At 42.0% G+C, this 25,364-nt stretch carries 25 protein-coding genes and 1 pseudogene; 10 read left to right on the top strand and 16 right to left on the bottom strand.

Annotation, left to right across the window (positions count from 1 at the left end; translation table 11 throughout):
- The first annotated feature begins 28 nt into the window (after positions 1-28).
- Together ACM0OY_RS29570 and ACM0OY_RS29565 are read left to right on the top strand one after the other, a co-directional pair.
- Complete coding sequence (locus ACM0OY_RS29570) at positions 29-796, top strand: peptidylprolyl isomerase (RefSeq protein WP_414572344.1); 768 nt, start codon at positions 29-31, stop codon at positions 794-796.
- Between the two features lie 545 nt (positions 797-1,341).
- A complete protein-coding gene (locus ACM0OY_RS29565) occupies positions 1,342-1,698 on the top strand; it encodes a peptidase inhibitor family I36 protein (RefSeq protein WP_414572343.1) in 357 nt (118 codons plus the stop codon).
- A gap of 102 nt (positions 1,699-1,800) precedes the next feature.
- On the opposite strand, the gene ACM0OY_RS29560 is transcribed toward ACM0OY_RS29565, so the two are convergent.
- The 14 genes from ACM0OY_RS29560 to ACM0OY_RS29495 all read right to left on the bottom strand — a co-directional run bounded on the left by ACM0OY_RS29560 (position 1,801) and on the right by ACM0OY_RS29495 (position 17,540).
- Positions 1,801-1,989 carry a hypothetical protein gene (locus ACM0OY_RS29560; protein ID WP_414572342.1) on the bottom strand — a complete coding sequence of 63 codons (189 nt, stop codon included), beginning with the start codon at positions 1,987-1,989 and terminating at the stop codon, positions 1,801-1,803.
- 153 nt (positions 1,990-2,142) lie between these two features.
- Positions 2,143-3,036: a transposase family protein gene (locus ACM0OY_RS29555; protein ID WP_414572341.1), complete on the bottom strand. Its 894-nt coding sequence runs from the start codon at positions 3,034-3,036 to the stop codon at positions 2,143-2,145.
- Positions 3,037-3,230: 194 nt separating this feature from the next.
- Positions 3,231-5,783: a CHAT domain-containing protein gene (locus ACM0OY_RS29550; protein WP_414572340.1), complete on the bottom strand. Its 2,553-nt coding sequence runs from the start codon at positions 5,781-5,783 to the stop codon at positions 3,231-3,233.
- A 135-nt stretch (positions 5,784-5,918) separates the two neighbouring features.
- Positions 5,919-9,371, bottom strand: a complete 3,453-nt coding sequence (locus ACM0OY_RS29545; protein ID WP_414572339.1) for a filamentous hemagglutinin N-terminal domain-containing protein — start codon at positions 9,369-9,371, stop codon at positions 5,919-5,921.
- A gap of 36 nt (positions 9,372-9,407) precedes the next feature.
- Positions 9,408-10,214 (bottom strand): DUF928 domain-containing protein, encoded by an 807-nt coding sequence (locus tag ACM0OY_RS29540; RefSeq protein WP_414572338.1) that lies wholly within the window; start codon positions 10,212-10,214, stop codon positions 9,408-9,410.
- A 23-nt stretch (positions 10,215-10,237) separates the two neighbouring features.
- A complete protein-coding gene (locus ACM0OY_RS29535; RefSeq protein WP_414572337.1) occupies positions 10,238-12,580 on the bottom strand; it encodes a CHASE2 domain-containing protein in 2,343 nt (780 codons plus the stop codon).
- Between the two features lie 23 nt (positions 12,581-12,603).
- Positions 12,604-13,581: a DUF1822 family protein gene (locus tag ACM0OY_RS29530; RefSeq protein ID WP_414572336.1), complete on the bottom strand. Its 978-nt coding sequence runs from the start codon at positions 13,579-13,581 to the stop codon at positions 12,604-12,606.
- 46 nt (positions 13,582-13,627) lie between these two features.
- A complete protein-coding gene (locus tag ACM0OY_RS29525; protein WP_414572335.1) occupies positions 13,628-14,254 on the bottom strand; it encodes a sigma-70 family RNA polymerase sigma factor in 627 nt (208 codons plus the stop codon).
- Between the two features lie 292 nt (positions 14,255-14,546).
- The gene (locus ACM0OY_RS29520; RefSeq protein ID WP_414572334.1) at positions 14,547-14,906 is read right to left on the bottom strand and encodes a hypothetical protein; all 360 of its coding nucleotides are present in this window, start codon (positions 14,904-14,906) and stop codon (positions 14,547-14,549) included.
- Positions 14,907-15,000: 94 nt separating this feature from the next.
- Positions 15,001-15,477 (bottom strand): DUF6985 domain-containing protein, encoded by a 477-nt coding sequence (locus ACM0OY_RS29515; protein ID WP_414572333.1) that lies wholly within the window; start codon positions 15,475-15,477, stop codon positions 15,001-15,003.
- A gap of 58 nt (positions 15,478-15,535) precedes the next feature.
- Complete coding sequence (vapC, locus tag ACM0OY_RS29510) at positions 15,536-15,943, bottom strand: type II toxin-antitoxin system tRNA(fMet)-specific endonuclease VapC (protein ID WP_414572332.1); 408 nt, start codon at positions 15,941-15,943, stop codon at positions 15,536-15,538.
- A complete protein-coding gene (locus tag ACM0OY_RS29505) occupies positions 15,940-16,194 on the bottom strand; it encodes a hypothetical protein (protein ID WP_414572331.1) in 255 nt (84 codons plus the stop codon). The genes vapC and ACM0OY_RS29505 overlap by 4 nt, the downstream gene beginning before the upstream one ends.
- Positions 16,194-17,165: a hypothetical protein gene (locus ACM0OY_RS29500; protein WP_414572330.1), complete on the bottom strand. Its 972-nt coding sequence runs from the start codon at positions 17,163-17,165 to the stop codon at positions 16,194-16,196. Before ACM0OY_RS29500 ends, ACM0OY_RS29505 begins: the two co-directional genes overlap by 1 nt.
- 129 nt (positions 17,166-17,294) lie before the next feature.
- A complete protein-coding gene (locus ACM0OY_RS29495; RefSeq protein ID WP_414572329.1) occupies positions 17,295-17,540 on the bottom strand; it encodes a helix-turn-helix domain-containing protein in 246 nt (81 codons plus the stop codon).
- Positions 17,541-17,723: 183 nt separating this feature from the next.
- Between ACM0OY_RS29495 and ACM0OY_RS29490 the strand changes: the two genes are divergently transcribed.
- The 8 genes from ACM0OY_RS29490 to ACM0OY_RS29455 all read left to right on the top strand — a co-directional run bounded on the left by ACM0OY_RS29490 (position 17,724) and on the right by ACM0OY_RS29455 (position 24,231).
- The gene (locus ACM0OY_RS29490; RefSeq protein ID WP_414572328.1) at positions 17,724-18,812 is read left to right on the top strand and encodes a hypothetical protein; all 1,089 of its coding nucleotides are present in this window, start codon (positions 17,724-17,726) and stop codon (positions 18,810-18,812) included.
- Between the two features lie 135 nt (positions 18,813-18,947).
- Entirely contained in the window at positions 18,948-19,406 is a 459-nt protein-coding gene (locus ACM0OY_RS29485; protein ID WP_414572327.1) for a DUF1392 family protein, read from the top strand.
- Positions 19,407-19,444: 38 nt separating this feature from the next.
- Positions 19,445-20,392, top strand: coding sequence for a hypothetical protein (locus ACM0OY_RS29480; protein ID WP_414572326.1), 948 nt, complete (start codon positions 19,445-19,447; stop codon positions 20,390-20,392).
- A gap of 80 nt (positions 20,393-20,472) precedes the next feature.
- Positions 20,473-20,694 (top strand): hypothetical protein, encoded by a 222-nt coding sequence (locus ACM0OY_RS29475; protein ID WP_414572325.1) that lies wholly within the window; start codon positions 20,473-20,475, stop codon positions 20,692-20,694.
- The gene (locus ACM0OY_RS29470) at positions 20,691-21,371 is read left to right on the top strand and encodes a hypothetical protein (protein WP_414572324.1); all 681 of its coding nucleotides are present in this window, start codon (positions 20,691-20,693) and stop codon (positions 21,369-21,371) included. The genes ACM0OY_RS29475 and ACM0OY_RS29470 overlap by 4 nt, the downstream gene beginning before the upstream one ends.
- 38 nt (positions 21,372-21,409) lie before the next feature.
- Positions 21,410-22,594: a DUF5131 family protein gene (locus ACM0OY_RS29465; RefSeq protein ID WP_414572323.1), complete on the top strand. Its 1,185-nt coding sequence runs from the start codon at positions 21,410-21,412 to the stop codon at positions 22,592-22,594.
- Positions 22,595-22,728: 134 nt separating this feature from the next.
- Positions 22,729-24,087, top strand: coding sequence for a replicative DNA helicase (dnaB, locus tag ACM0OY_RS29460; protein WP_414572322.1), 1,359 nt, complete (start codon positions 22,729-22,731; stop codon positions 24,085-24,087).
- 21 nt (positions 24,088-24,108) lie between these two features.
- The gene (locus ACM0OY_RS29455; protein WP_414572321.1) at positions 24,109-24,231 is read left to right on the top strand and encodes a hypothetical protein; all 123 of its coding nucleotides are present in this window, start codon (positions 24,109-24,111) and stop codon (positions 24,229-24,231) included.
- Positions 24,232-24,638: 407 nt separating this feature from the next.
- On the opposite strand, the pseudogene ACM0OY_RS29450 reads toward ACM0OY_RS29455, so the two are convergent.
- Positions 24,639-24,932, bottom strand: a pseudogene (locus ACM0OY_RS29450) (IS4 family transposase); the annotation flags it as partial.
- Between the two features lie 251 nt (positions 24,933-25,183).
- A partial coding sequence (locus tag ACM0OY_RS29445) for a hypothetical protein (RefSeq protein WP_414572320.1) occupies positions 25,184-25,364 on the bottom strand: 181 nt, incomplete at its 5' end.

Below are 25,364 nucleotides of genomic sequence, written 5' to 3'. Positions count from 1 at the left end.
TACTCAACTTTTACAAGAGAACAAAACAATGACAGAAACTTTAGAAAACATAAAATTAGTGTCCGTGCCAGAAATTGCTCCAGCAACAGATGAAGATGTGATTGCTTACCTGCGCTATTCTCACAAAATAGCTGAATATGCAGTTTTAGCTGAAGGTCATGTATTTATTTTAAATATCTGTCAACAGCTTGGTTTGACTGTTAGTGATGAGGAATTGCAAACAGCCGGAGATGCATTTCGGCTCGAACACAAATTAATAGGAGTTCCTGAAACCTTGGCTTGGCTACAACAACAACGAATTACTGTAGAAGATTGGTCTAAGGGTATCAGATTAGAATTACTTACAAAAAAGTTAAAAGAACATCTGTTTGGAGATGCAATTGATGGTCATTATTTGAGTAATCGTCAACATTATGAACGTGTTGCCCTATCTCAGATTCTAGTGAGCGACCTAACAGAAGCTAAAAAAGTAACTTATGCAATTCAAGAATCAAATGAATCCTTCTGTGCTTTAGCACTAGAGTATTCCAAAGGTAAACAGTCTAAACAAAATGGTGGTTTTGTTGGCGTTCGCTTTCTATCAGAATTAATGCCAGAGATTGTACAAGCTATTTCTCAAGCAAAAGAAGGCGAGGCGATTGGGCCAATACAAACAAAACTGGGTTATCACATTCTCAGAATTGAGAAGCGCTTCCCTGCTGAATTCAGTGAAAGTCGAGAGCAAGTTTTAAAACACCTCTTTCAAAATTGGCTAGCAAATACTACCCCTACTTTCCGTACTGAACAACATCAATAGTTTTTATTTTCTCATTTTTGACTAAGATAATCATTTGTTCGACTTGAGAGATTCAAGACAACTCATTTTTCACTGCCAATAATTAAGCTTTGGCTGCCTCTAATCCATTCTAGAGTTAAACCTCCGCTTACTTCTCGGAATCAAAAGTCCCTGAATTCCACAACTAGTTATAAAACTTCACAGTTATCATGTGAATGTTCAGAAGTTAGGCTTTTCAGGCATTGATGCAGTGACTCGTCAAAAGCAGCGAGAAAAAAGTGACCATGAAATTAAAGGTATAGCTTCAGTATTACGATGCGTGAATCGGAGTATTTCAGAGCGTCAAAACACTTGAATTTGCAAGACAAAAATACCTTTGATTGTGAATTGAGAAAGTTTCAAGAATGAAAAAATAAATACTTGAGTTATGCGTATAAAATCACTTTTAACCTATTGTTTTTATCAATTTAATATCAGAATATTTCAATGGAGTTAGACAAAACATCACTAATTCCGTATCAACATCACAGGAAAATTTTCATCATAAGAAGAGAAAAGAAATAACAATGAATGTCAAACATCTCGCGCTGGCTTCCCTGGTCACCGCCGTCAGCATCGCCTCCCCGGCGACCGCCAACTCGGCCGATTGCCCCTCCGGCAAGTTCTGCATCTGGACCAACGACAAATACGAGGGACGCATCGCGTACTTCTCACGGGGTTCCGCCAACCTGGCGAACCCGATCGGCGATTATGTGTTCAACAACAAGGTCACGTCGATCTGGAACCGCACCGGCAGCGCATGGTGCCTGTACGACGGTGCGAACTACCGCACGCGGCTACTGCGGCAGTCTGCGGGCGGCTACCGCTCCAACCTGGCGGTTGAGGGCATCGACAACAAGACGAGCTCGCTGAAGTCCTGCTGAGATGTAGTAGTTCACATAGTCGGGGCTAACTTTTCCTGTTAAGTCTTAAAAGACTTACTCACAAAGGATTTAGAAAAAAGCCCAGCACATCAGGTAAAGCAATTAAAATTGGGTGTCAAAGGTGACATCATGTTGGACTGGTAGAGAAAAATTTTGCGACTTGTGAGCTAGGCGTTGGTATTCAGGTACTGTGGAGGGGTTTGTCAAAATTGCACGACCTTTGTGAGGGTTAGCAGCTTGCAAAAGAGACTTAACAGGAAAAGTCAGAAAAAATAGCAGCCGTTGATGCATTCTATAGGGTAACAATTGAGCCAGAAAGCCTTTCTCTAGGTAAGGACAAACACCAGTGTGCGCTCCAATTGGGAATGGAGGGTACAGTCGATATTAGAGTTGTCGGGAAATAAAAGATGAGTGAGATAATGGTGGTCTGCAATTGGGGATTTCTTAAGCAGCCATCAAGTAGAAGTTCCATAATCCTGCCGCGGTCAGCATCAAGCGATCGTCAAAGTTTTCAATCCGATTGCGATAAATGACACTGACGGCGTTGTATCGCTTCATACCAGCAAAAGCATTTTCGCAAACTACGCGGGATTGACTCAATTGGCGATTCTGGGCTTTTTGAAGGTCACTTAACTCACCACCTTTGGGCTTTTTTTGCGGGAGACGGAGATTGTCATACTGCTTTTGTATGCCCTGAAAACCAGAGTCTACCTCAATCGGAATCTCATCAGGCACACTACCTGCAATGTCATCTTCGTCATGAAAGCGTTTGTCGTGTAATTTGCCTTCTCGTGCCTTGCTTAAGATCAAGATGCGTTTGGTTTCATCAACCGCTGCTAGGTGTTTACGGGTATGACGTTTCTTTTTACCAGAGTAGTTCTGTTTTTGTTGTTCAGGATCTTGAGGACGGGCAATTGGGCGTTCTGTCCCATCAATCATTACCCGTTGGACTCCGGGAAACCGTGATAAAAATGCTTCAATGCTTTCGATATGGCGCTCCGGTAGTGCCATCTTCTGCCCCAAAACCGCTTCTAATATTGGCTGCAATCGATGCATCCACTCATGTGCTTGGGAGCGATGCATATCAAATAACAGTCCTGCCACATCGAAGGTCGGCGAAGATTTGAAGTAAAAAAGGATGAAAAACAATTTGTCTTGAGTTGTCAGCAATCGGGCTTTGCGTCCTCCGCCCAAGGCACGTTGACGAGGCTTGATCTGTTGAGTCTCAAAGTATATGCTGCTAAAGCTAGGCAATAGAGCATCAAATGCTTTCCGGTTCAATCTAGTTAATGCCCGCAACAGTCGATCTTGCTTCAGCGCACCTTCAATATTCAGCATCATCCTTTCCTCGCACTGCTGTCTATTCTCTCTTATTTCCCGACAACTCTATTATTTCTAGAGAAGAAACTGTAATGCAATTCTTTCTAAGGAAGGCACGGTTGATCGCAGACTTGTAAGCTTATCAATAAATTAGGCTTTTGGAAAGAGTAACGATTAGTTGTAATGTTCTATTGAAGCAATTTTCTAATTAATTACAACCAGTTGCCCACAAGAACATAAGGTGCCCAAAAATATGGGCGATTTTCTTTAGCTAAAATTGCCAGTTGGGCGCGTTGCAAAGCTTGGGCTTTAGTTACTCCAGCATCTAACTGTCGGTATAATTCACCCATAAACTTGCTAGTAGATTCATCATCTATTGTCCACAAAGTTGCTAGCGTACTGCGTGCGCCTGCCCGCACCGCTACGCCAGCTAACCCTAAAGCAGCTCGTTTGTCTCCCGTAGCAGTTTTACAGGCACTAAGGACAAGTAATTCAATTGTTTCTGGTCGGCTTTCACCTCTAGTTCGTAGTAAATTATCTAATTCTCTAACCTTCAGTAGGTTATCCCACGTGAGAATATAGGTTTGTTCAACATCTGAACTAAATTGCCCGTGAGTTGCTAGATGCACCACTGAAAACGGAGTAGATTGAATTTGCTTTTCCAGATTAATTTCAGTGAAATCCTGATTTAAAAGTTTTTTACTTGTTTTAACTACAGACTGGACTTGTTTTAATTCCTGGGTCACATTTGAGAGTTCAGAAAAGGATTGACCTTCAATTAAGCGTTCTTGCTCAATTCCGGCAACCAAAACATTTAGTCGGATGTTTTGTAAAGGTTTGGGATCGATAAGTTGCAAACCAGGAGCCAAAGAAATAGCATACTTTTCTATTAAATACTTCTGCTGTTCTTTGTCGTAGAGAATCGCCATTGGGATATTTCGCAAAGCCCCATCTAATACAAACACTAAAGTATTTATATTTTTGTTTGCTAAATTTGCTTCAATGGGTTTAATTAACCAATCATATAACTGTTGTGAGTACTGCTTAACATCAGGCTCTCGACTAGCAACGGGTAAATCTTTCTGTAGTTGTTCTACAGTTTTTTCTAATATATTTTTAGATATTTTAGTAGTATTGCGATAAATTGCATCTTGCCCTGGCAACCTAGTAATAATTTCTAGTCGGTTATCTAAAATAATTGGATAGATAACAGCTGTGGATTTTTCCTTTCCAATTAATTGATCGAGGTCAACCCTTGGTAGCAAACAAGGCGAACGAAAGAAGTTATCTAATTCCGCTAACTGAAGAGATTCAATTACCTGGCGGGCTTGCAGAAGATTGTCTGACTTTTGATTTGTATTTTCCTCCAATTGCAATAGTAAATCAACGTACTCTCGATATACGCGTTCTATGCTCTCGCGGAAAGAAAATTGTACGTCAGGATTAATTGCAACTAAATCGTTCCGAAGGGATTTAAGGGCGCTATAAGCTCGATTATAAGCTGCTGTTGCTGCTGGGATATTAGATTGCTTTTGAAGTATCCGTCCTATCTGCCAATGCCATTGATAAGCAATGTCTTGAGCATCAATTGACTCAGCTTTCACCAAAGCTTGCTGCGTAAGTCCTTTGGCATCAGATAACTGTCCACTTTGTTCGTACAGTTCGCCAAGACTACCAAGTGCATAAGATTCGCTTCGTTCATCTTTTAAACTCTTAGCTACTTCTACAGCTTGGGCTAGCATTTTAGCAATATCTTTTGGCTGAACTTCGTTCTGGATCATTTTGCTCAGACTTTGGGCAAAGTTAATCCGGTAGTTAACAGTCGTCCGACTTGGAGGCAAATTGTTTATCTGAGACTGAATTTGAGATAATAATGTTTTTGCTGTGCTAGATTCCTTTTGTACCAATAGTCTTAATAGATTCAGTTGAGCTTGGAGGCGCACAGTAGGTGTTGCAGATGCAATTTGCACCGCCTGTTGATAATATTGGATTGCTGTTTTCGTGTAATCATCGGCGCTCTTTGAGTTACCTAAATTAACTTGAGCGTATGTTTCAGCGCGGGCTGTGTTACCTAAACTTAGTAAAGCATTACTTTGAGCGATCGCATCTCCCACTCGCCTAGCCACAGAATAACTTTCTTCTAAAATTTTGTGCGAATCGTTTAAATAACCCAAACTTCGCAGCACATTCCCTAAGCTATGCAATCCTGTGGCTTTGAGAGAAGAATCTGGTTGTTTTTGGAGAATTTTTTGTACCGAGATTAATGTTTTATGTGCTTGCAGATAATTTCCTAAAGCTTGCATTGCTTGGGCTTGATTAATCCGATTGCGAATCAGTGCCGATGTATCATCTAATTGTTGATAAATTTTAGCTGCTTCTTGCCAAGTACTCAAAGCGGCTTCAGTTTGTCCCCGTGCTAATTCTAGACCTCCTTGAACATCTAAAGCTTGGGCAAATATTTGCGATTTTTCTTGTGAAGATTCGGAATCTTTTAGAGTGTGTAAGAGTTTAATACTTTGTGCGATTGCTTCAGTTGCTTCTTGCCATTTTCCGAGTTTTTGGTAGGCTAAAGAAAGATTGCTCAAGCTTATAGCTTCGTTCAAGACATCATTATTAGCTTTAAATTCACTAGCTGCTTTTTTTAAAAGTTGTACCGCCTCCATAAACTGTCCCGCTTCATAAAGTGCTTGACTTTGTTGCATTAGCAGGTTGACAGTAGACGTTGTTGCTATTGTAGATTTTGAGGTATGCGTAACGGCGGTCACATCAGAAGGGTTTGAGGTTGCAAACGCTGCCGTTAAATAATTAGATGACTCAAAAAAATACGGTAAAGATATGCACAGTAATACAGTCAATAATGCTATTAAAAAATGCTTTAAAAGTTTCATGTAACTCTAACTTTAGCTACCATGACATTGAATTGGGTTCTGTCTGGGAGTGGGAGGATTAGCGGTAGATGAATTAGCAGTGAGGACTATTTGCCCTTTGGCATTTAGTACTGCATTTGTGGCTTCAAAAATACGTTCGGGAGTGGAGGTAGTTGGTTTAGTGGTAATAGAACGGTCGTTATTGCTGGGTTTGAGAGATACCCAATCTATTTGGGTTGCATCAGGAGTGAGAATGTCTTTGGGGTTAGCTGGTAAACCACCGCGTCCGGCGATCGCAAACTTGCTTTGAGCGTAATTAGGACTATAGCAGCCTTGGGCTACTTCAGTATCAACTGATATCGTTGGCAATTCAACTAAGCCACTGTTAGGGTCAATGTCAGGTGTAATCAGTTCCACAGAACCACTGAGATCGGAACTTGCTCCCGTGGCGGTAATGTCACTTGTGTTATCAGATGCCACATCTCGGAACTGTATACCAAAGATACCCTGAGCATTGATTCGCACATTTCCACCACGGAAATTAACAGAATTGGCGCTGATATCACTATTTTCAAAACCAATGAGAAAATCGGTGTCGATGTTGATGTTGCCGCCGGTGACGTTTTCTCCTGTTGCGTTGGTGAAGATATTGCTATTACGACTCATTATTAAATTTTCTGAGTTAATGTTAATTGTCGCTTGCTGCCTATTGGGGTTGACTTTTGTGCTGCGTGTACTAGCATTGAGTAAAGCATCGTTGTTTAGACGGATATAGCGAGCATTTACTGTCATATTGCCTGCGGTTCCTGTCCCAGCACTTTGCACGCTTATTGCAGCTCCATCTTTGACTAATAAAGTATTTGTCTCAATTGTCAAATCTCCTGCATCTCCTGTTGAATCTGCCTGTGCGGAAGTATTCAAGGCACTGGCAAACTGACCATTTGCACTTCTACCAATCACTTGCACATTTTGAGCATCAACAGTCAAATTTCCTCCCTTGCCTGCACCAGAGGTAGTAGTATTCACCAGTGCCCCATTGACTAGCAAGGTACTAGTTTTAATGCTCAAATTTCCCGCATCCCCTGTTGAGTATCGCTGTGCGGAACTAACCAAGCCACTGGGAAACTGACCATCAGCTGATTCACCAATCAGCTGCACGTTTTGGGCATCAACAGTTAAATTTCCACCTTTGCCCGCACCAAATGTAGCAGTATTCACCTGTGCCCCATTTTGTACTAACAAAGTATTAGTTTTAATGCTCAAATTTCCCCCCTTCCCCTCCCCAAATGTACTAGCGCTCACTTGTGCCTCATCTTTGATTAGCAAGGTATTAGCGTAAATTGTCAAATCACCAGCATCCCCTGTTGATGTTGACTCTTGCCTTGCAAACAAGCCACTCAAAAACTCACCATCGGCGCTTGTACCAATCAGTTGCACATCTTGGGCATGAACGGTCACATTTCCCCCTTTACCCTCCCCAAATGTACTAGCGTTCACTTGTGCTCCATCTCGCACTAACAGTGTATTGGTATGAATTGTCAAATTACCCGCATTTCCTGTTGAATTTGTTTGTGTAGAAGCATTTAAACCACTGGGAGATTGACCATCGACGCTTGTACCAATTAGTTGCACATCTTGGGCATGAAGGGTCACATTTCCCCCTTTCCCCGCCCCAAATGTAGTAGTACTCACTACTGACCCATCTTTGACTAGCAAGGTATTAGCGTAAATTGTCAAATCACCAGCATCCCCTGTTGATGTTGACTCTTGCCTTGCAAACAAGCCACTCAAAAACTCACCATCGGCGCTTGTACCAATCAGTTGCACATCTTGGGCATGAACGGTCACATTTCCCCCTTTACCCTCCCCAAATGTACTAGCGTTCACTTGTGCTCCATCTCGCACTAACAGTGTATTGGTATGAATTGTCAAATTACCCGCATTTCCTGTTGAATTTGTTTGTGTAGAAGCATTTAAACCACTGGGAGATTGACCATCGGCGCTTGTACCAATCAGTTGCACATCTTGGGCATGAACAGTCAAATTTCCCCCTTTACCCTCCCCAAATGTACTAGTACTCACTACTGACCCATCTTTGACTAGCAAGGTGTTAGCATGAATTGTCAAATTACCAGCATCTCCTGTTGAATTTACCTCTGCGGAAGTACCTAAGGCACTGGGAACTTGACGACTATTGGCAGCTGTATCAATTAGTTGTACATCTTGGGCATGAACAGTCAAATTTCCCCCTTTACCCTCCCCAAATGTACTAGCGTCCACTTGTGCCCCATCTTTGAGTAGCAAGGTATTAGCATGAATTGTCAAATCTCCCCCCTTGCCCTCTCCAAAAGTCCTAGCACTCACTTGTGCCCCATCTTTAAGTAGCAAGGTATTAGCATGAATTGTCAAATCTCCCCCCTTGCCCTCTCCAAAAGTACCTGCGCCCACTTGTGTCCTGCCCTCAAGTTGCAAAGCACTAGTACTAATCTCGACATTGCCTCCCTGTGCGTTTGCTTTTGATAACACTAAATTATAGATATTACTCTCATTACTAAGATTAATTACACCAGTCGCATTAACCTCAATATTCCCGGCTTTACTATTATCAGAAATCGGTTCCCTATCTATCCCTGCATTCAGAAAACTTTCTCCTGTCATCTCTAAATTTCGCACATTAATCATAATACTACCACCATCACCAGCAGCTACATATATTCCAGCACTATTGTCAAGGAAAACATTACTTCTTTCTACACTATTGGGAAAACTCAAACTTAGATTATTACCATCCCCATTCAACCCAACTGTTCCCGCACTTGCTAATCCACCTAACTCTACTTTTCCACCCAAAGCATATAATCTTCCACCATCCATATTGATATCACCGCCTACCAACAGTAAACTATTGCCATCTGGTACGCGCAAACCAACTGAGTTATTTTGAATAGATGCGGTTTGTATTTGATTAAATAGTAAGGCGGAAGGATTGACTGTTAGCAAAGATGGAGAAGTTTCTGGATTTGAAGCACTAAAAAAACCGCGATCGCCAAATCCAATAGCATTAGCTGTAGTCCCTACAAACGAACCACCAATATCTAACCTCGCATCACGTCCAAAAATAATTCCATTTGGATTTATCAAAAACAAATTAGCTGTACCATGACCGTGAATTACCCCATCAATTTTAGAAACTGACCCACCTGTAACCCTACTGATAATATTTTGAATATCTACAGCATTATTAAAGGAAGCAGTGCTGCCAAAATGCACAGAAAACTCGCTAAAACTGTGAAACAAATTATTTCCTGCTTGCGTTCCTCCAGTAATATTGAAGGTGCTGCCATCTGGTGTAACAATGGAATTATTAGGCAAGGTGTTATCTGGGGTAATTTGAGCAAAAACATATTCTTGCCAAGAAACAATTAACACCCCGCACACCACAAAACTACTACACCAGCATTGCCAATTTTGAGTTATCCCGGACATAGTATCCCCCAATAAATCAGTAACTTTACCGTGTGATTAGTCTTCTTTTTCCAAGTAGTAATGCTCTACAATTGGCTTCTGAGCAATATCTTTCAAGCCAACTACATTTAATAAATCAACCCAATCTTTATTAAGAGTTGCATTTTGCGGATTAGCACGGCGTAGTTGACCTAAATTAGTTAGAGCATCATACCAAATATTATTAGCACTATAGGCAATGTACTCTTTTGGTTTTGCTGTTTTTAATTGACTATCAAGAGCCTCTGTCATCACCTGTTTTTGTACAAACCCATCTACATAAAAATTGTCAGAAGTTTTTTGCGGATCGCCACAGTAAATATGAAAATACCAGCGATATTTTTTATCTGCTTTTAAGGAGTATTGCGATTCTGATGGCAAATTAATGCTAACAATACCAGATTTTCCAGACAGGGTAAGAGGTGTTCGATAAACATTTTGTACATCTTTACCATCTAGCATTTGTAACACGAATTCTCCATAACGCGTGGTTTGTGGGAGTTGGGGAACATAAAACCAAAATGTTGGATTCTCTACAACTGTTGATGCTAAAAATGATTCCTCTGCATCGCCAGGTACTAAAGCAGTCAGACGTGTCAGAGAGCTAGGACACTCAGGATTACGCCCAGCCCCTGCTCTGCGCCGACCTGTGGGTGCGCCATTTCTGGGCAATTTCGGTTGGCGAAAAGATTGGAAATGCGAATTTTTAACAGTGTTTTGAATCGAATTATTCAGTTGTGCTTGCGCTGATTGAGAGTAAATTATTGTACTAACAATTAGCAGATTAATGACGCAGGCACGTTGAATTATTTTTTTTCTAATCATGGCGAAAATTTAATTGTTTTCTCTTAATCAATATGGAAATGCCTAAACCATGAAATTACCATTATTTGGGTAGCTAGTAATGCTAATATTGCAGGGATAAGTGGCACCCATCCAGCCAGTGTAAAAATGCCAAAACATAACCCAAATAATATTAAAAGTGTTACTATCACCGCCAAGCCAAGGTACAGGGGTTTTGAATAATACCATGCTGTAATACCTCCTATTAATGACCATCCCCATATCCAAAATGCCTCCATCCATCCAGACCACCACCACAACAAAGGTCTGCGGTCTAAAACGGCGCTCAGGATTTGACTTAGCATCTGTGCTTGTACAAACACTCCTGGTATTTGCTTTTGCTTCGGTTTTGCATTAGAACTAAAAGGTGTTTTCCAAAAATCGTTTGTATTGGTGGGGGCAGAAAGACCAATAAGAATAATGCGGTCTTTGAGTAATTGAACTGATTCTAATGGGATTTTTTCATCTAATACATCTCGCAAACTAATTTGCTCGGCAATTTTTTCCACAGAGGAGAGAGAACGATAATTCAACAATATTTGATAACCAGATGCATCGACTTTTTGATAACCACTAGTGTGTTCGTTTAGTTGCTCAAACACAACGTTACCAATTTGTAAATAGCCTTCTTTTGTAACACTTGATGTTTTGCCTTCTTTATCTAAATAATGAAGTGCTAGTTGTAGACTAAAAGCGTATTCTGTGGTACACAGAGATTTTGAGGGAGGAGTTAAATGTAAAAGCTGGCGACGAGCAATATCTTCTTCGTCTGCAACAAAATCGCTAAAACTCAAGCGTTCTCTGGAAACTCCAGGAGGTGGGGGAATTCCATCAGTATCGCCATCATCATCAGTTGTAGCAACTTTGCATACGAAAAATAGCCGATTATCTTCTTGAAAACGAGTAGCTAAATTTGGATATTTCGGGTCTAAAATACCATCACGATAAATATCTAAACCGATAGTTCTTGGTTCATAGTTATTTAATTTTTCTAATAGTTGAGCGAGGGCTTGGTCAGATAACGACCATCGCATTTGCATTCCTTTATTAAGTTGGTACTGGATATCTGCTTCATCAATAGTGATAATTAAAATCCGTTCGTCAGGTTGTTCGGTGAGAAATTGCGATCGCAATTGCATAAAATGGTCAAAAGCCTGTAATTCCGACGTTTGCAGATAACCCCAATACCGCACTCCCATCACTAAACTTGTTACCAACAAGCTTGTCAGCAATATTGCCATTCCACTTTTGAGAGCAAACATTTTTCGGTGCGCCTGCCAAGTCATTGGCACTACCGCAGGATGTTCGCTAATCACTGGCAACCAACTTGCACCAGGATATTCTTTTTCTATTCCTTTAAGCCTTTGTCTGGCAGTGCGAACCGCAGCATATATAGATTGTCCTGATGAAAAAATCTCCAGAAAATGCTTTAAAAATTTTTGAGCTACGAAGTCTGGTACTGGCTCTCGCATAACAATAATTTGCGGAATTTGTAAATCTTGTAGCTCTCGCGCTAATCCTAATCCATCACAGGAGTTGAAAATCGCTAGTTGTAAACCATTGGCAACAGCATTTCTCAGGTCATGTCTGAGTTCATCAATTGTTAATTTATCTGTCTTATTAATATAGATGCAACCACTAGCATCTTCACTTTTGCTATGACCTGCAAAAAATAAAATATTCCAAGGTTGTTTCCACAATTTATCGTTAATATCTGAATATTCAGGTTCTACTAAAAAAGTTGTAGCGGCACTGGGTAATTTCTTTAGTAACTGGCGGTCTTGCTCCACATCGATACCGTCACTATGGCCTAAAATTGCCAAAATTCTTATTTTGTTTCTCCAGGTAGATGTCTGCAATACAGTTGTTACTCGTTCTGATTCTGGAATACTGAGAACAACTTCAGCTTTGAGATAATCTCTATCTATCAAATCCCACAAATGCCAGGGAAGTTTCTTGAGTCGCAAACAATGAGTGCGAATCAACACCCGTATTTCTTCATTTGGCATTAGATGTTTGAGCCATTTTTCCCGCACGGGACGAAAAGATTCTGACAGCAACCATTTATTCAGATGCTCTTGCACTTCACTAGCTTTTGTGTCGTACTCCTTACGTCGCTGGGAAATAGAACCATCGTAAATAATTTTTTTAGCTTTGATGCGGGTAAATTTCCACAAACTGCGATAGATGGACTGCCACTGGTCAATTGCTGTTGCCATATCTAGATTTGAAGGCAGCTTGCCAGTAATTTCTGTAGTGGGGCGTTTGCCTTCTTCTCCAATTTCCAGGGTTACTTGTACGCCTAAGTGCAAATCGCCATCTAGCTTCAGCACAACTAATTTTCTCATTGGCAGTACCCCTGCTGTTGTTATTAACAAATGACAAAATTTTCTGTAATGCTGATATCTCCCAGAGCTAGTTTAACGCTGAAACGTTCTCCCATCTCACAACTAAATTCCAATTGAATATTTTTATTGCTGCTTCTAGTTTGAGCTTCCATCACAGATGCGCCCTCAAAATCTAGTATCATTAGATGGAGATTTGGTGGTAGATAATCTTGTCCATTTGTTGGATGTACTTCTACGATAACGTCCATTTCTTGCTCGTTGTCTGGTGGTAAAGTAACAACTAAAACGACTGCGCGTTGGCGTAGCCCGCCGTAGGCATCGCTCAAATTTTTTCCTAAATCAATCAGCTTGCCTCTACTAATAAAAGTGCCATTAACACTTCTCAAACTCCAAGCTGGATTGATACTTTGAGTGCCTAAAAGAGTTTCAATTTCTTGCCAACCAGATTCAAAAATATTCTCTAACCATTGCTTCAAATTAACTAAATTCTGATTGCCAGTCAGCGAATTATCAGCAAGGTGCAATTGAGAAACTTCTTCTAAATACTCCAATAGATCGTCTAAAGGTTGCAATTGGTTGATGGGTAACAAATCAGTTTGTACCTGCTTGACAAATCCCAGCAATTTCGCTTCTCTAAATGATTTGCCGATCTCCACAACTACATAGCCAATTCGATTTGACTGTACTTCCTGCGGCACATAAACAAATTCTGCATCTGACAATACTGGGCGACATTCTAACAAGCCTAAGTTTTTTAGGGACAAATCGGCGACATCCATCAGACTCTGTTGGATGACATTCCAACTGTCACTTTTATTCAAGTCTGTCTCAAATCCCATGCAACATAGATAATAGTTTACGAAAGATACAGACAAAGTATTTAGATAAACTTGTTCGCCTTTTGCTGGCGTAGCTTGTTGTCTGCGTAACTCTTCTGCTCGATGCCTTCCATCCACAGGTATAGGGGCTGAAAATGTTAAAACGTCTACGATTTTGTTCATATTTTATTGCCTAGTTAATTAAATTTTAGGAATCTTGAATATATAATTATTCTTGAAAATTGTCACGAAACTTTTTGAGGCAACGTTGATAAAAATTATTTAAAGATGTAATTCCAATACCCCATTCTCCTGAAATATCTTTCCAAGAAATTCCAGAAAATCTTCTTTGAGCTATGGCTTTGAAATTTGCCTCTGGATGACCTTTGATGTGTTCTTTGCAAAAAATTAATTCTGGATCTGATTCTATATATTCTCTTATTTGTTCAAATAAAGACATAGATTGAGATGAGGGTATATTTTCCCAGTGATAATTTTCCAGATTTATTTCATTTTCTTTGCCGATAACTTTGGAAATAGCTTCTGGAAAAAAACGTTTAGTTAATAGCATATTTACCCAAGTCATTACTTCACCGCGTTCTGGGTCATATTTATTAATATTGTTATCTTGACAAAGATAGAAAAATAAATTTTGTACTGCCTCATCATAGATATCTTCGTAAAGTAGTCGAAACTGACCTTTATAAGGACGAACAAGTTTATCTGACTGCCAAATAGCATTAATCAAACGTGTTAAGGCTATCCGCTTTTCCTTAGTTAAGTGTGTGTATTGTTGGGCTGCGATCGCTAATTCTTTAAGTTGTGCATCTAGTTGTTTTCTCCAGTCATTAGTCATAAAAGACCTCGAATCAGAACCCACCAAGTTGCGAATTTATATATATCTCATGTATGGATCGCGACTTTTACACAAACCAGCCACAATTGTTACAAAACTTTGTACTCATGCATTGAATTGGGAATTGAGAAGAATTGGCTCGGTGCAACACAAGATTCTCTGTTTGGTGTTCACGCTAACTCTTTTCAAATTCGATATTTCTACACTCTTGTTCAATAAAACTCAATAGTTTTTCCTCATCGGTTAATCTGTAACTTTGTATTCTCGCTCAATCAAACTCAACAACTTCTCCTCAACCGTTGTAAGATAAGGACGCTTGGGCTTCCCCAACAACTGCAAGTCTCTTTTTGACTGTCTCCTCCAGAGAATCGGAATATATTCGGCTGAGGCGATCGCAAAGGAGCTGCATCTGCTGACATTCGGCAGGCAGATAATTGTACGACTTCAGATGCTTCAGACCAACCGTCAATTCTCCATCCCAGGTTCTGACGGTGCAACTGAAGTTATTGACTGCGGTGACAATAGCCCAACACCCGCCTTTACCTCTGAGTTCGGGGTTATCCTTGGCTAGAATTTGGCAGACTTCGCCAATCTGGTAGGTGTTGGGTACGCTCCATAATCCTTTACAGCATCTAGTTTTATCAGTCGGCATACTGCTTGCTAGCTTCTTGCACTATCGTTAGTCAGACCTCGTGCTGAGGCAAGTTACGATGACACGGGAGCATGACACGCAGACAAGATAGTTTTTAGCGTCCTGTTTCACCTATCTGATCTGCCTCCGTTGCTACTCCATTGCGAAAGCGCACTTCTAAGCCGTGCTCTGGCTCCCAGTCACACTCAGCTATCAACTCAAAGGTAGGAATATCTAGGTCATACTCAACATGGGGCGGCACATAGATATATGAGAAAGTGACCCGATCCCAAACTTGAATGGGATTAGCCAGTGGCGGCATTTCCTGTTCTCCGATCATTTCACGATATACATCATAATTTTGCAGCACAACAGGAGCAGTGATGCTTAACACATCGGGTGGTAAGGCTAGAGCTTGCCGAATCGCTTCACGCTGAACCGATGAAAGTTCTCCTATCTGCCCTTGTTCAAAATCCACACAAATCGGTACACGGCGATCGCCCAAAACCGCAGATTGTTCTAAAGTCCAGTGGTTATCTTCGATTACAATCTGTCCAAACTCAGCATCTTTGTAACTGCTTGTGGGTTTCATAATCTTCAGGCACTACCTTTATTCATCAAAATCATGATTTGGTCATATATCAAAGATGTCATTGCCCCGGCTCCCAGTCTTCAATCGCCAATCCAGTGACCCGATTGAATTCTCTGGTGTTGTGTGTGACTAATGTTAAATTGTTGACTATTGCAATTGCAGCAATCTGTAAATCATAAGGCCCAATTGGTGTACCCAGTGTCCCTAACTGAGCGCGAATTGTGCCAAAAATCCGCGCAGATCTGTCATCAAAGGGTAAGGATACAAAATTATTTAGAAATGCTTCTTGTAATGCTAGGGTGTGTGTAGGATTGTTAGTTCGCATTGCACCATAAAACAGTTCGGCTTTTACTACCGAACAAACAGCAATATCTGCTGGTGATAGCGATTCTAGGCGTTGCCTCACACCAGACATCGGACGATTCAGATAAACAATGCAAGCATTGGTATCTAACAAATATCTCACTCTAATGGCTCCCTAGTGTCATATTCACCTTGGGGATATCTTTGAATTGGGTCATCCGCTAATGCTCCGGCTGTTTGTTCAAAGAATCCGGCTGGCCATCCTAATTCTTCGGGTGTTTTTTGGGGGGCTAATGGTTCTATTTGCTGATAAATCACTAGGACTTCCATTTCTTTGTCCGTTATGCCAACAGGAATTTCAAGGTGCAAAATCCCATCAGCCCCAACATGAGAACATAATTTTATACTCTGCATTACTGTTTTCTCCTACTCGCTCCTGTTTGAGAATTGCGTGGTATCTCATCTATGATGCCGTATTCTTTTTCAATCACACTCAACAGTTTTTCTTCTACGCCTGTTAAATACGGTCGCTTCAACTCCCCCAAGTGTTTCAAAACAGTACGGGCAGCTTCTTCTAAATTTTCCCTTTCCCTTAGCCTACGGATGCGATCGCAAATTCCCTGCATCTGCTGACATTCCGACTCCAAGTAATTCAGTGGCTTTAGGCGATCAATTCTGACAGTGTATTCCCCATCCCACATTGTGACTGTGCAACTGAATTCGCCTACATGGTTGACTATGCCCCAGCATCCACCTTTGCCCTTGAGGTCTGGATTATCTTTAGCAATAATTTGACAGACTTCGCCAACTCGGTAAGGATTTGGGGCTTTGCTTCGCTCCATAATCCTCTGCACCACATCCTTAACGATACGACCGGATGGGAGTTTACCGCCTGCTTCTTCCAGTGCCTTTTGCCATGCCTCTCGTTGCACTTGGGGTTCTAAAGCAACCAAAGGTCTTACTTGACGCTCATTTGTCGGGAAAACTTGTAGGTCATCTTGGGTTGTATCTGAATTTTGTAAACCATTGGTTAACAAATTGTCCATGACTGCCGCAGCTGCAATTTTATAAGAGGCTGCAATCCGCGTGTAACCAAATCTATCACGACAGTATTCCTCAAAGGTTTTGTGAGTCGATCTGTACAATCTGCGATCGCGTAATTCTGCCAAAGCCTTTCCCGCTTCAAAAAATGCTCGTTCTACCCTTCGCTCTAAAAGCAAGCGATCGCTTTGTTCTTCTGAAGTCAGTTCAGGAACTTCAACAGCAGAAACATTGATGATTGCTGAAGCTGGATTTTCTGAAGGGGTGATATCTGAGTTGGTCGATTTTAAATTGGTTGATGTGGCAGAGGTGGCTTTTTTGCGCTTACGGGGTGAGTTGTTCATTTCCACTCTTAAAAATCAGCAATGTTTGCTCAGAGTGAATTGCATAATAAACGCCGGATGTGGTAGATGGCTTTTTTCTTTAAACGCTCTCTCTGAGAATAAGACATCAGATGTTTGACAGTAGTACGATCAAATCTCACAATTTCCTTCCAGGCTTACACCAAAATCAACCCCCAGGACTTGTTCAATTTTGCGAAGATTTTCAATTGAAAGTGCCCCTTTAAGAGTTTCCTTCTCAACGTCATACCAGTAAGTCCGCGAAACGCCTACTTCATCGCATATTTGCTCTAGTGACTTACTAGAATTTAGCCGAGCTTGCTTAATGCGCTCTCCTAACCCTTCAATCTCAACTTCTTTGACTTGTCTTATCCGCATTCTTGTACTAATCAAACTACCACCTCCTTAGAGTAAAGCGTTAACTATTAGTTTTACTATACACTATAAACTAATAGTTGACACACTATAAACTATTAGTGTACATTGGTAGATATAGAAAAAGCACCACTGACTGCGAATCTGGAGTGCTTTTTCTACCCTTATATTCAAGGAAATACCATCATGACACACACCATATATACCCATCAACATCTGCGCTCCAAATCCCTAGCCCAGCTAAAGCGCATCTACAGCGAAATCGGCTGCACTGCCACAGTACAAGACAGACGACGCAGGGCTGCGTGGATTAACGCGTTCGTCGAAGACGTTGGCGCAGCCATCGCCCAACACCAAGCAAGCATTCTCCAGAAAACCGCCCGTCTTGCAAAAGATGAACAAGCGATTGCCCAAGGCGAGTTCGAGCAATACATCGCAGACCAAGCCGAAGCTGTTGCACCAGAAGAATTGGCAATCAAAGAAATCAACCCCCACCATTTCGAGATTTTTGCTGGTAAACAGCTAATCGCGTACATCAGCTACGACAATGGCGAGTTCGTCACTCAGCCTTGGGTGATGATGGTGAACGGTGTAGAGATTTTCCGCCACAATACACAAGCATGGTGTTACCGCTTCATCTGCTGGCACTACAAAGACAATACACTCCCGCTACCTTTACCAGCACCAGCACAGTTTTCAGAAGTTCCGACAATTTCAGAAATCTCCTTCTACGACCAAGAAGCCTTGGTTAATGGCGAACTGGTAGCCAGCATTAGCTTCGATGACGAAAACCATGAGAACCTGTACTGGCGAGTCTTGGTAAACAGCAAAGAGATTTTCCGAGACACCACACCAGAGCGATGCCAAAGTTACGTCAAGCAGCAATACCAGCAAGGCACGTTACCAGTGCAAGAACCATTCGAGGAATCCTGCACCACTGGGAATGAGGTCATGGCGCAGGTTTTCAACGAGTGCGAGAAGTGCGGGTTGGAACTGCTGGAGGACGGGATTTATCGGGATGACGTGAAGTTAGGCGAAGTCGGCTGTACAGATGGCAACTGGTGGGTTATCCGGGCTTCTTCAGGGCAGCACAAGAGGGCGTGTGAGTCGGTAGATGAGGCAGTGCGTAGGCTTTGCCCGTCGCAGACATCGCTGTTGGTGGCGGAAGTTGCATCTTACGAAGAACTCTTGGATAAAGCTTTTGACGAGCTAACGGCTGACGAATGGAGGCTTTTGATGGAATCTGAACCAGGGCGAGAACTGGTGGCAGCGTAAGGGAACAGTGGGCTTTGATGCCCACTAAATCAAATCTAATGACATATCTGCTTCAAATATAACCATCTGCATTGGGACAAACCTCCGTAATTTTCTCCCAATGCCTCATCAATCACTTCATTCATAGTCAAAACAATGAACTGTGCAATCACCGCTTTTGAAAAATGCTGGTATCTCTCGCCTCCTTGGGGTCAGCAAATGCCCTCCCTGGAAGTTCATTTGTCGGAGAAAGTCTACCTCACGACTAATCACACATTTGGTTATTGCTATGGGGTGCAGTGGGAGCAGGACAAGTGGGTTTATGCGATCGCAGTCGAACGCTCAATATCCTACGTCACTAAACGCGAAATCATCGGTACGGGACGATTACAGTCCACTTATTTGAGAAAACCCGCATTTGTACTGGGCGATCGCGTCATGCTTCGTTTTGATAGTCATGCCACGAAACAGCGTTTGGTTCTGGGGATTGTGCTGGTGAACAACGCTTGGTTTTACGTTGTTGAGGTGATATCCCCGACTTTGGTTCAACCACTGGCTGCACCCGTTCGTTTTCCGTTAGTGGGGGAAACAGATTTAATTCGAGTTTGTATGTAAGTTCACAAGCCCTGTAGTTTTCTACAAAGGAGCAGACTATGACTTTACCGTTAAATCAGTCAGTGTTGCTTGAATCCAAAACTATTAGAACCTCAGCCATCACAAATTTTTCTGACGACAAGGCTTTAGAAATTTTGGCTAAGGCTAAAGCGATTATCTTTGCAGCCTGGGGTGGTTCCGGCTGGGCGACTACGGCACAAATCGCTGAGTATTTTGGAGTTACCGAATCAGCTGTCAAAGAACTCTTTAGAATTAATGGGGCAGAATTTCGAGACTTAGAAACCAAAACCCTTACTGGCAAAGACTTACGAGATGCTCGACAGAAGCTCTGTCTACCATCTAAGACATCCCAAGCCAGGGTTTTCTCAGCATTAGGCACACTCCGAATTGCAATGCTACTGACCCAATCTGAGATTGCTGCCCAAGTACGCACTATCATTTTAGATTTGGTTGCAGCTATACCAGCTATCACTCCCCAACAACTCCCCACACCAGCACTTCCTCCAGTTGAACAACGATTGCATACCTTGGTTCAATCAATGAAGACTTTAGCCGAGTTAACTGGTGGCAGACTCAACCCTTACATGGAACAGCAGGTCAAGGATTACGCCGCTAATCTTCTGGCTGAACACAATCGGAAAATGTTGACTCCCTCAAAAGAACGCTGGCTCGGCGTGGTGAACTTTGCAGAGAATGAGCTTGGTAAAAAAGTCCCTATCAGTGGTTCACATTACCGGGGGCATCTGGGTACATGGGTGAGGACATTTTACCCTCAATTGGGCGTAGGCGTAGCCCGCCGAAGGCATCGCCAAGAGGATCGCTTGGTTAACGGCACTCAACAGCCAGTTTACGTTTACGCATGTCATGAAGAAGCGGTGGCTGCTGGTTTAACCAAAGCAATTGACGAGTTTTTCGCACACCCAAATCCAGCGGCTGCTCTTCGGCAGGCTGGGGCTTTCTCTAAAAAGGCTGTAGTTACTGCTTGATGGCCATTGGTCAAGAGTCATTGGTCATTAGTCATTAGTCAACAGCCATTAGCTCACACAAGCAAGTTTTAGGAGAATTTATGAAAGTTATTGTTCAAGTAGTACAAAAAATCTATCAAGAAGCACATATTGATATCCCCGATATGTTCTGCAAAAATGCGATTAAACAGCACATTGTTGATTTATATAACAGTGGTGAAATCATCCCAGATTTAAACATCTTTCAGATTGAATTTGATTCCATTAGCGCAACTATTGTCCACAATCAAAACTCTGTAGATGTTGAAGAGGAAGCAGTATGACAGGCACACCACTATTAATACCCCAGGCAACTGTTACTGAAACTATCACCCGACATCCTCTGAACTTTTACGAGTCGCCCTCATGGTTCACAACTGAACTCCTGCGTCATGTGCGATTGTCTGGTGTGATTGGTGAGCCTTGCGTGGGTATGGGGGCGATCGCATCGTTACTTCAGGTATGGCCTTACACCCAGGATATTTGGACTAACGACATTGACTATACTAAAGCAGCCAATTATCACCACGATGCTACCGTTTCAGAATCCTGGGACAAATTTCCAGAATGTGATTGGATTTGTACTAATCCACCATATTCTGACCAGGCGGCACCAATTATTAAAAATGCATGGTCAAAAGCGCGTGTGGGTGTGGCAGCTTTCTTATTGACTAGTTTTCTAGAACCCTGTGATCACCGTGCCGATTTTTTAAAACAGCATCCGCCATCTCTTGTATTGGTACTACCTCGTTACAGCTTTCGTAAAGACAAAAAAGGTAAGCGTTGGACAACAGACAACATTACAATCTCATGTTTTGTATGGGATAAATGTGCAACAGAACAAAGAATTATTGTGCGTCCCAAGTCTGAAATTGTTGGTTTTTACAAAAATCCAACAGAGGCCATTAGTATTCAAAAAGCCGAAAACATTGTGAGGGCGATCGCGCAGGAATGGGATTAGTACAAATTGATAATTAAACATTCATTAAAGAGGGAACCATGACTACAAATATTCAATGGGCAGATGAGACTTGGAATGTAATTGTCGGCTGTTCTAAAATTAGCCCAGCGTGCAAAAATTGCTACGCGGCAACGGCAGCCAAATCTGCACGACTTCAACAGTTCCCCCAATATCAAAAGGTGGCGGCGTGGGACGGAACTGTTGAGTTTGTCTGTTCTCAATTACTCAAACCATTAAGTTGGAAAAAGCCCAAAAAGATTTTTGTCTGCTCAATGTCGGATTTGTTTCACGAAAATATACCATTTGAGTGGATTGATAAAGTAATGGCAGTAATAGCTTTATCTCGTCAGCATACTTTAGAAGAAAACCAAAAAGAAGAAAAACACATACAAGAAACACCACCCACCCAAGAATCGTGTGTGTGTGAAGAAACTGACTTAGAAGAACTAAACCAGGAATATGAACCAATTTCCGAATCTGACTCTGAAAAACTAAACCACCAAGAAGAACCAATTCCCCAATCCCCCACTTCGTTGTCAACAAAATCAGAATCTTCGTATCAAACAGACCAACCCTCATGTAGACCAACTATGGCGGGGGCTTTATTCGATAAAAACGAACAAGCGAATAATAAACCCAGTAAACCAAAATTCCAGTCGATTGAAGACTTGCTAAATCTTGTCCTACTCGACTCTGGCATTATGGCATCTGACCCATTGCCTGCCGTTTACCGAAGCGAAATCAAGTTACGCGGCTGGCACTTCCCCTGGCGTACTGCTACTAGGGACAAGATTTACCAAACTTGCGATCGCCGTTTAGTAGAGTTAATCGCCAAAGAAAGAGCTAAGTGGAGTAAATGCGAGTGGCAAGAAAAAATTCCTACTGTCATCAAGTCAATTGGCAACTTGGAAGCAACCAAGGGCGGCTTAGAAGAACTGCTGGGCTATTGGTCAAAAGTTGTGGAGTCGGCTGCACCTCAAGCTGAAGAATCTTCAAAAGCCAACGAGCCGATTGGCTACTACTCAAATCGCTCCCTTGAGTGGCACAAAGCTACATTCTGCGAATTACTTGACCTTGGCGACAAAGTTGGGACAGATAAAGCGATCGCTCAATTCAGTACCCGCTATGACCAACAACACACAGGTGCTACTAATGCTTGGTTGAACTGGTTGCAAAGCAATTATCCCCAAATGTATGCCCATCTTTACCCAAAAGCAGCGTGAATCGAAGTCGGAAGTAGTTTATTTCTACATTCTCGCTTCTTAAAAACCTTCCTCTGCCACTGTTGTTCACTCTCAACTTCTGACCTCCGACTTCTGACTTCTGACTTCTCTTTGAGGATTTTCTTTGAGGATTTATGACAGAACTAAACTTCTCGTCCCAACAAGACCGCTTGCCACCACAAAGCATCGAAGCTGAAGAAGCCATACTCGGCGGCATCATGCTCGACCCAAATGCCATGAGCCGAATCAGCGATCGCCTCATTGCCGATGCTTTCTACATCAGCGCCCACAAGGACATCTACCAAGCAGCCCAACGATTGTACAGCCAAGGTAACCCAACCGATTTGCTTTACATAACCAGTTGGTTGTCTGACAACGGTCTGTTGTTTCGCATTGGCGGACGCAATAAACTCGCAACTCTGGTTGACCGTACTGTGTCAGCTATCAACATCGATGCTTTCGCCGATTTGGTGATGGAAAAATACCAAAGACGGCAGCTGATAAAAGCAGGAACTGAGATTGTTCAACTCGGCTATGCCACCGAAACCGAGTTACCGATTGTCCTTGACCAAGCCGAACAAAAAGTCTACGGCATTGCATCAGAGCATTCTGCCACAGATTTAGTTCACATTTCGGACTCCTTGGCTGATGCTTTTACCGAAATTGAGGCCCGTCATGCTGGAACCGCTAGTCCTGCCGTGTCCACCGGATTTTACGACTTGGACAGTATACTCGGCGGTGGTTTTCGCAAAGGGAGGTTGTATGTACTGGCTGCTCGTCCGTCTGTTGGGAAATCCGCTTTGGCTGGTAACCTCGCTCTGGCGATCGCTCAGATGAGCCGATTACCCGTGTGTGTTTTCAGCCTGGAGATGTCTACCGATGAGTATGTGCAACGGTTCCTCAGCAGCGAATCGGGTATTGAAAACAATTTTCTTGAAACTGGGCGCGTTTCTAACAACCAGTGGCAACCATTAAGTCAGGCGATCGCATCTCTTAGCGAACTGCCAATTTTCATTAACGATAACTCTTGCCCCAGCTTGACCGAAATCCGCAGCCAAGTTCGCCGAGTATCATCGCATTACGGTGGCGTTGGGCTTGTGGTTGTGGATTATCTGCAATTGATGGCTGAAGGTACTGACTCCAGGGCTAATATGACCGAGCGGGTTGGGGAAATCAGCCGGGGGTTAAAGAAACTCGCCAAGGATTTGGACGTGCCAGTACTTGCTCTATCGCAGTTGAGCCGTGAAGTTGAACATCGCAATGACAAGCGACCTGTACTGAGCGATCTGCGGTCAAGTGGTGCTGTTGAGCAAGACAGCGATGTTGTCATCATGCTTTACCGCGAAGAAATGCATAATCCTGATACGACTGAGCGTGGCATTGCTGAGTTAATCGTTCGCAAGCAAAGGAATGGCCCTACTGGGACGGTCAAGCTTTTGTTTGACCATCAGTTTACTTCCTTCAAAAATCTTTCTCATGGTCGGGGGTTTTGAAAATTTACTGGAGACTAAACCATGAGTGCAAGTTACCAACAACTCCTCAACAAATGGGGCACTTTAGCTCGTAACGAATACCAAACGGCTAATGTTGATTTCAAAGCAGCATTGGACGCATACATCCAGTTACTCCAATTTTGAAGGACTTCCATTCTGACAAAATTTAGGCATTACTTTTTGTTAATTTCTGTTTTCTCTATAAAATATCCGAAAGACCATTTTTGTATTTCATATTAAAATTTAGCAACGCCGATTAGCCGAACATGATAAGTACTTGGACAAAAATATTTACAGTCATTGCGAGCCAAGTGAAGCAACTCCAGCCTTTGCGATTGCTTCATTCCGCTTCGCTCCATTCACAATGATGTTGTGTAATTAATTCTATCCGACTACTTATCAGCTATGCTTTTGCTCTCTTCCTTAGTTGCAAAGAGATGCTTTTATGATTGACAATTAGACGGGTACAATATTAAAAATTACTACATCCTTACACAAGTTTACAGCAAATCGAGTTTAAAAACTTTATGTTACTCAATACCTTAGCCAATTTACGAGGGTTCAACGCCTGTGGAAAGGGGATGAATACGTCCCAAAGAAGTGAGCTTGGCAAAAATTTGGGCTAATAAAATAGGCTCAGGCTTTTGAGGAAGTATTTTTAACATTTCATGAACATATCGAAAACCCCGGTAATAAGCTTTTAGGTCAATAATGCCAGAACCAGGATTATATTTACGGAAATCAGCGAGAAGATGATGGGATAAATTAACCATAAAGAAAGCGAGATTAGCCGCATTAGTCACAGCAGTTTGGGAAGAATTCATGAAATCCTCTAAACCCCAAAAGGGAGCAACGCGATTTTGTGAGGTCGGATCAAAAATCAGTGATCGCTAAAACTTACATTTGTGTATGAAGTAATTTTATCTACAATTAATACACGTAATTGCACGATAAGTCATCTTGATGAGATATCTCAAAAAGATTGTTAGTAAGTTATTTGACGATTATTTTCAAATATATCTGCAATAATTATTTAAGACTTGGTATCAACTATGGCAGAAAATCAGTTAAATGCCGAATTAAGGTATAAAATTTATCAGGCACTTTGGGGTTTGATAAACGAATTAAAGATAGCATCAGAAAAATTATCCCAACTTTTAGCTATCCATTGACAACGGAGATGCAACATAATTTCTGCGTTATCTTGAAGCCAAAACTTACTATTAAGTAAATGGGCGTGAAAATTTACCGCTATGTAACAAAACATTAACCAGGAA

The sequence above is a fragment of the Nostoc sp. CCY 9925 genome (genome assembly GCF_963920935.1).
Taxonomy (GTDB): domain Bacteria; phylum Cyanobacteriota; class Cyanobacteriia; order Cyanobacteriales; family Nostocaceae; genus Nostoc.
This window is presented reverse-complemented; position numbering and strand designations above follow the sequence as displayed.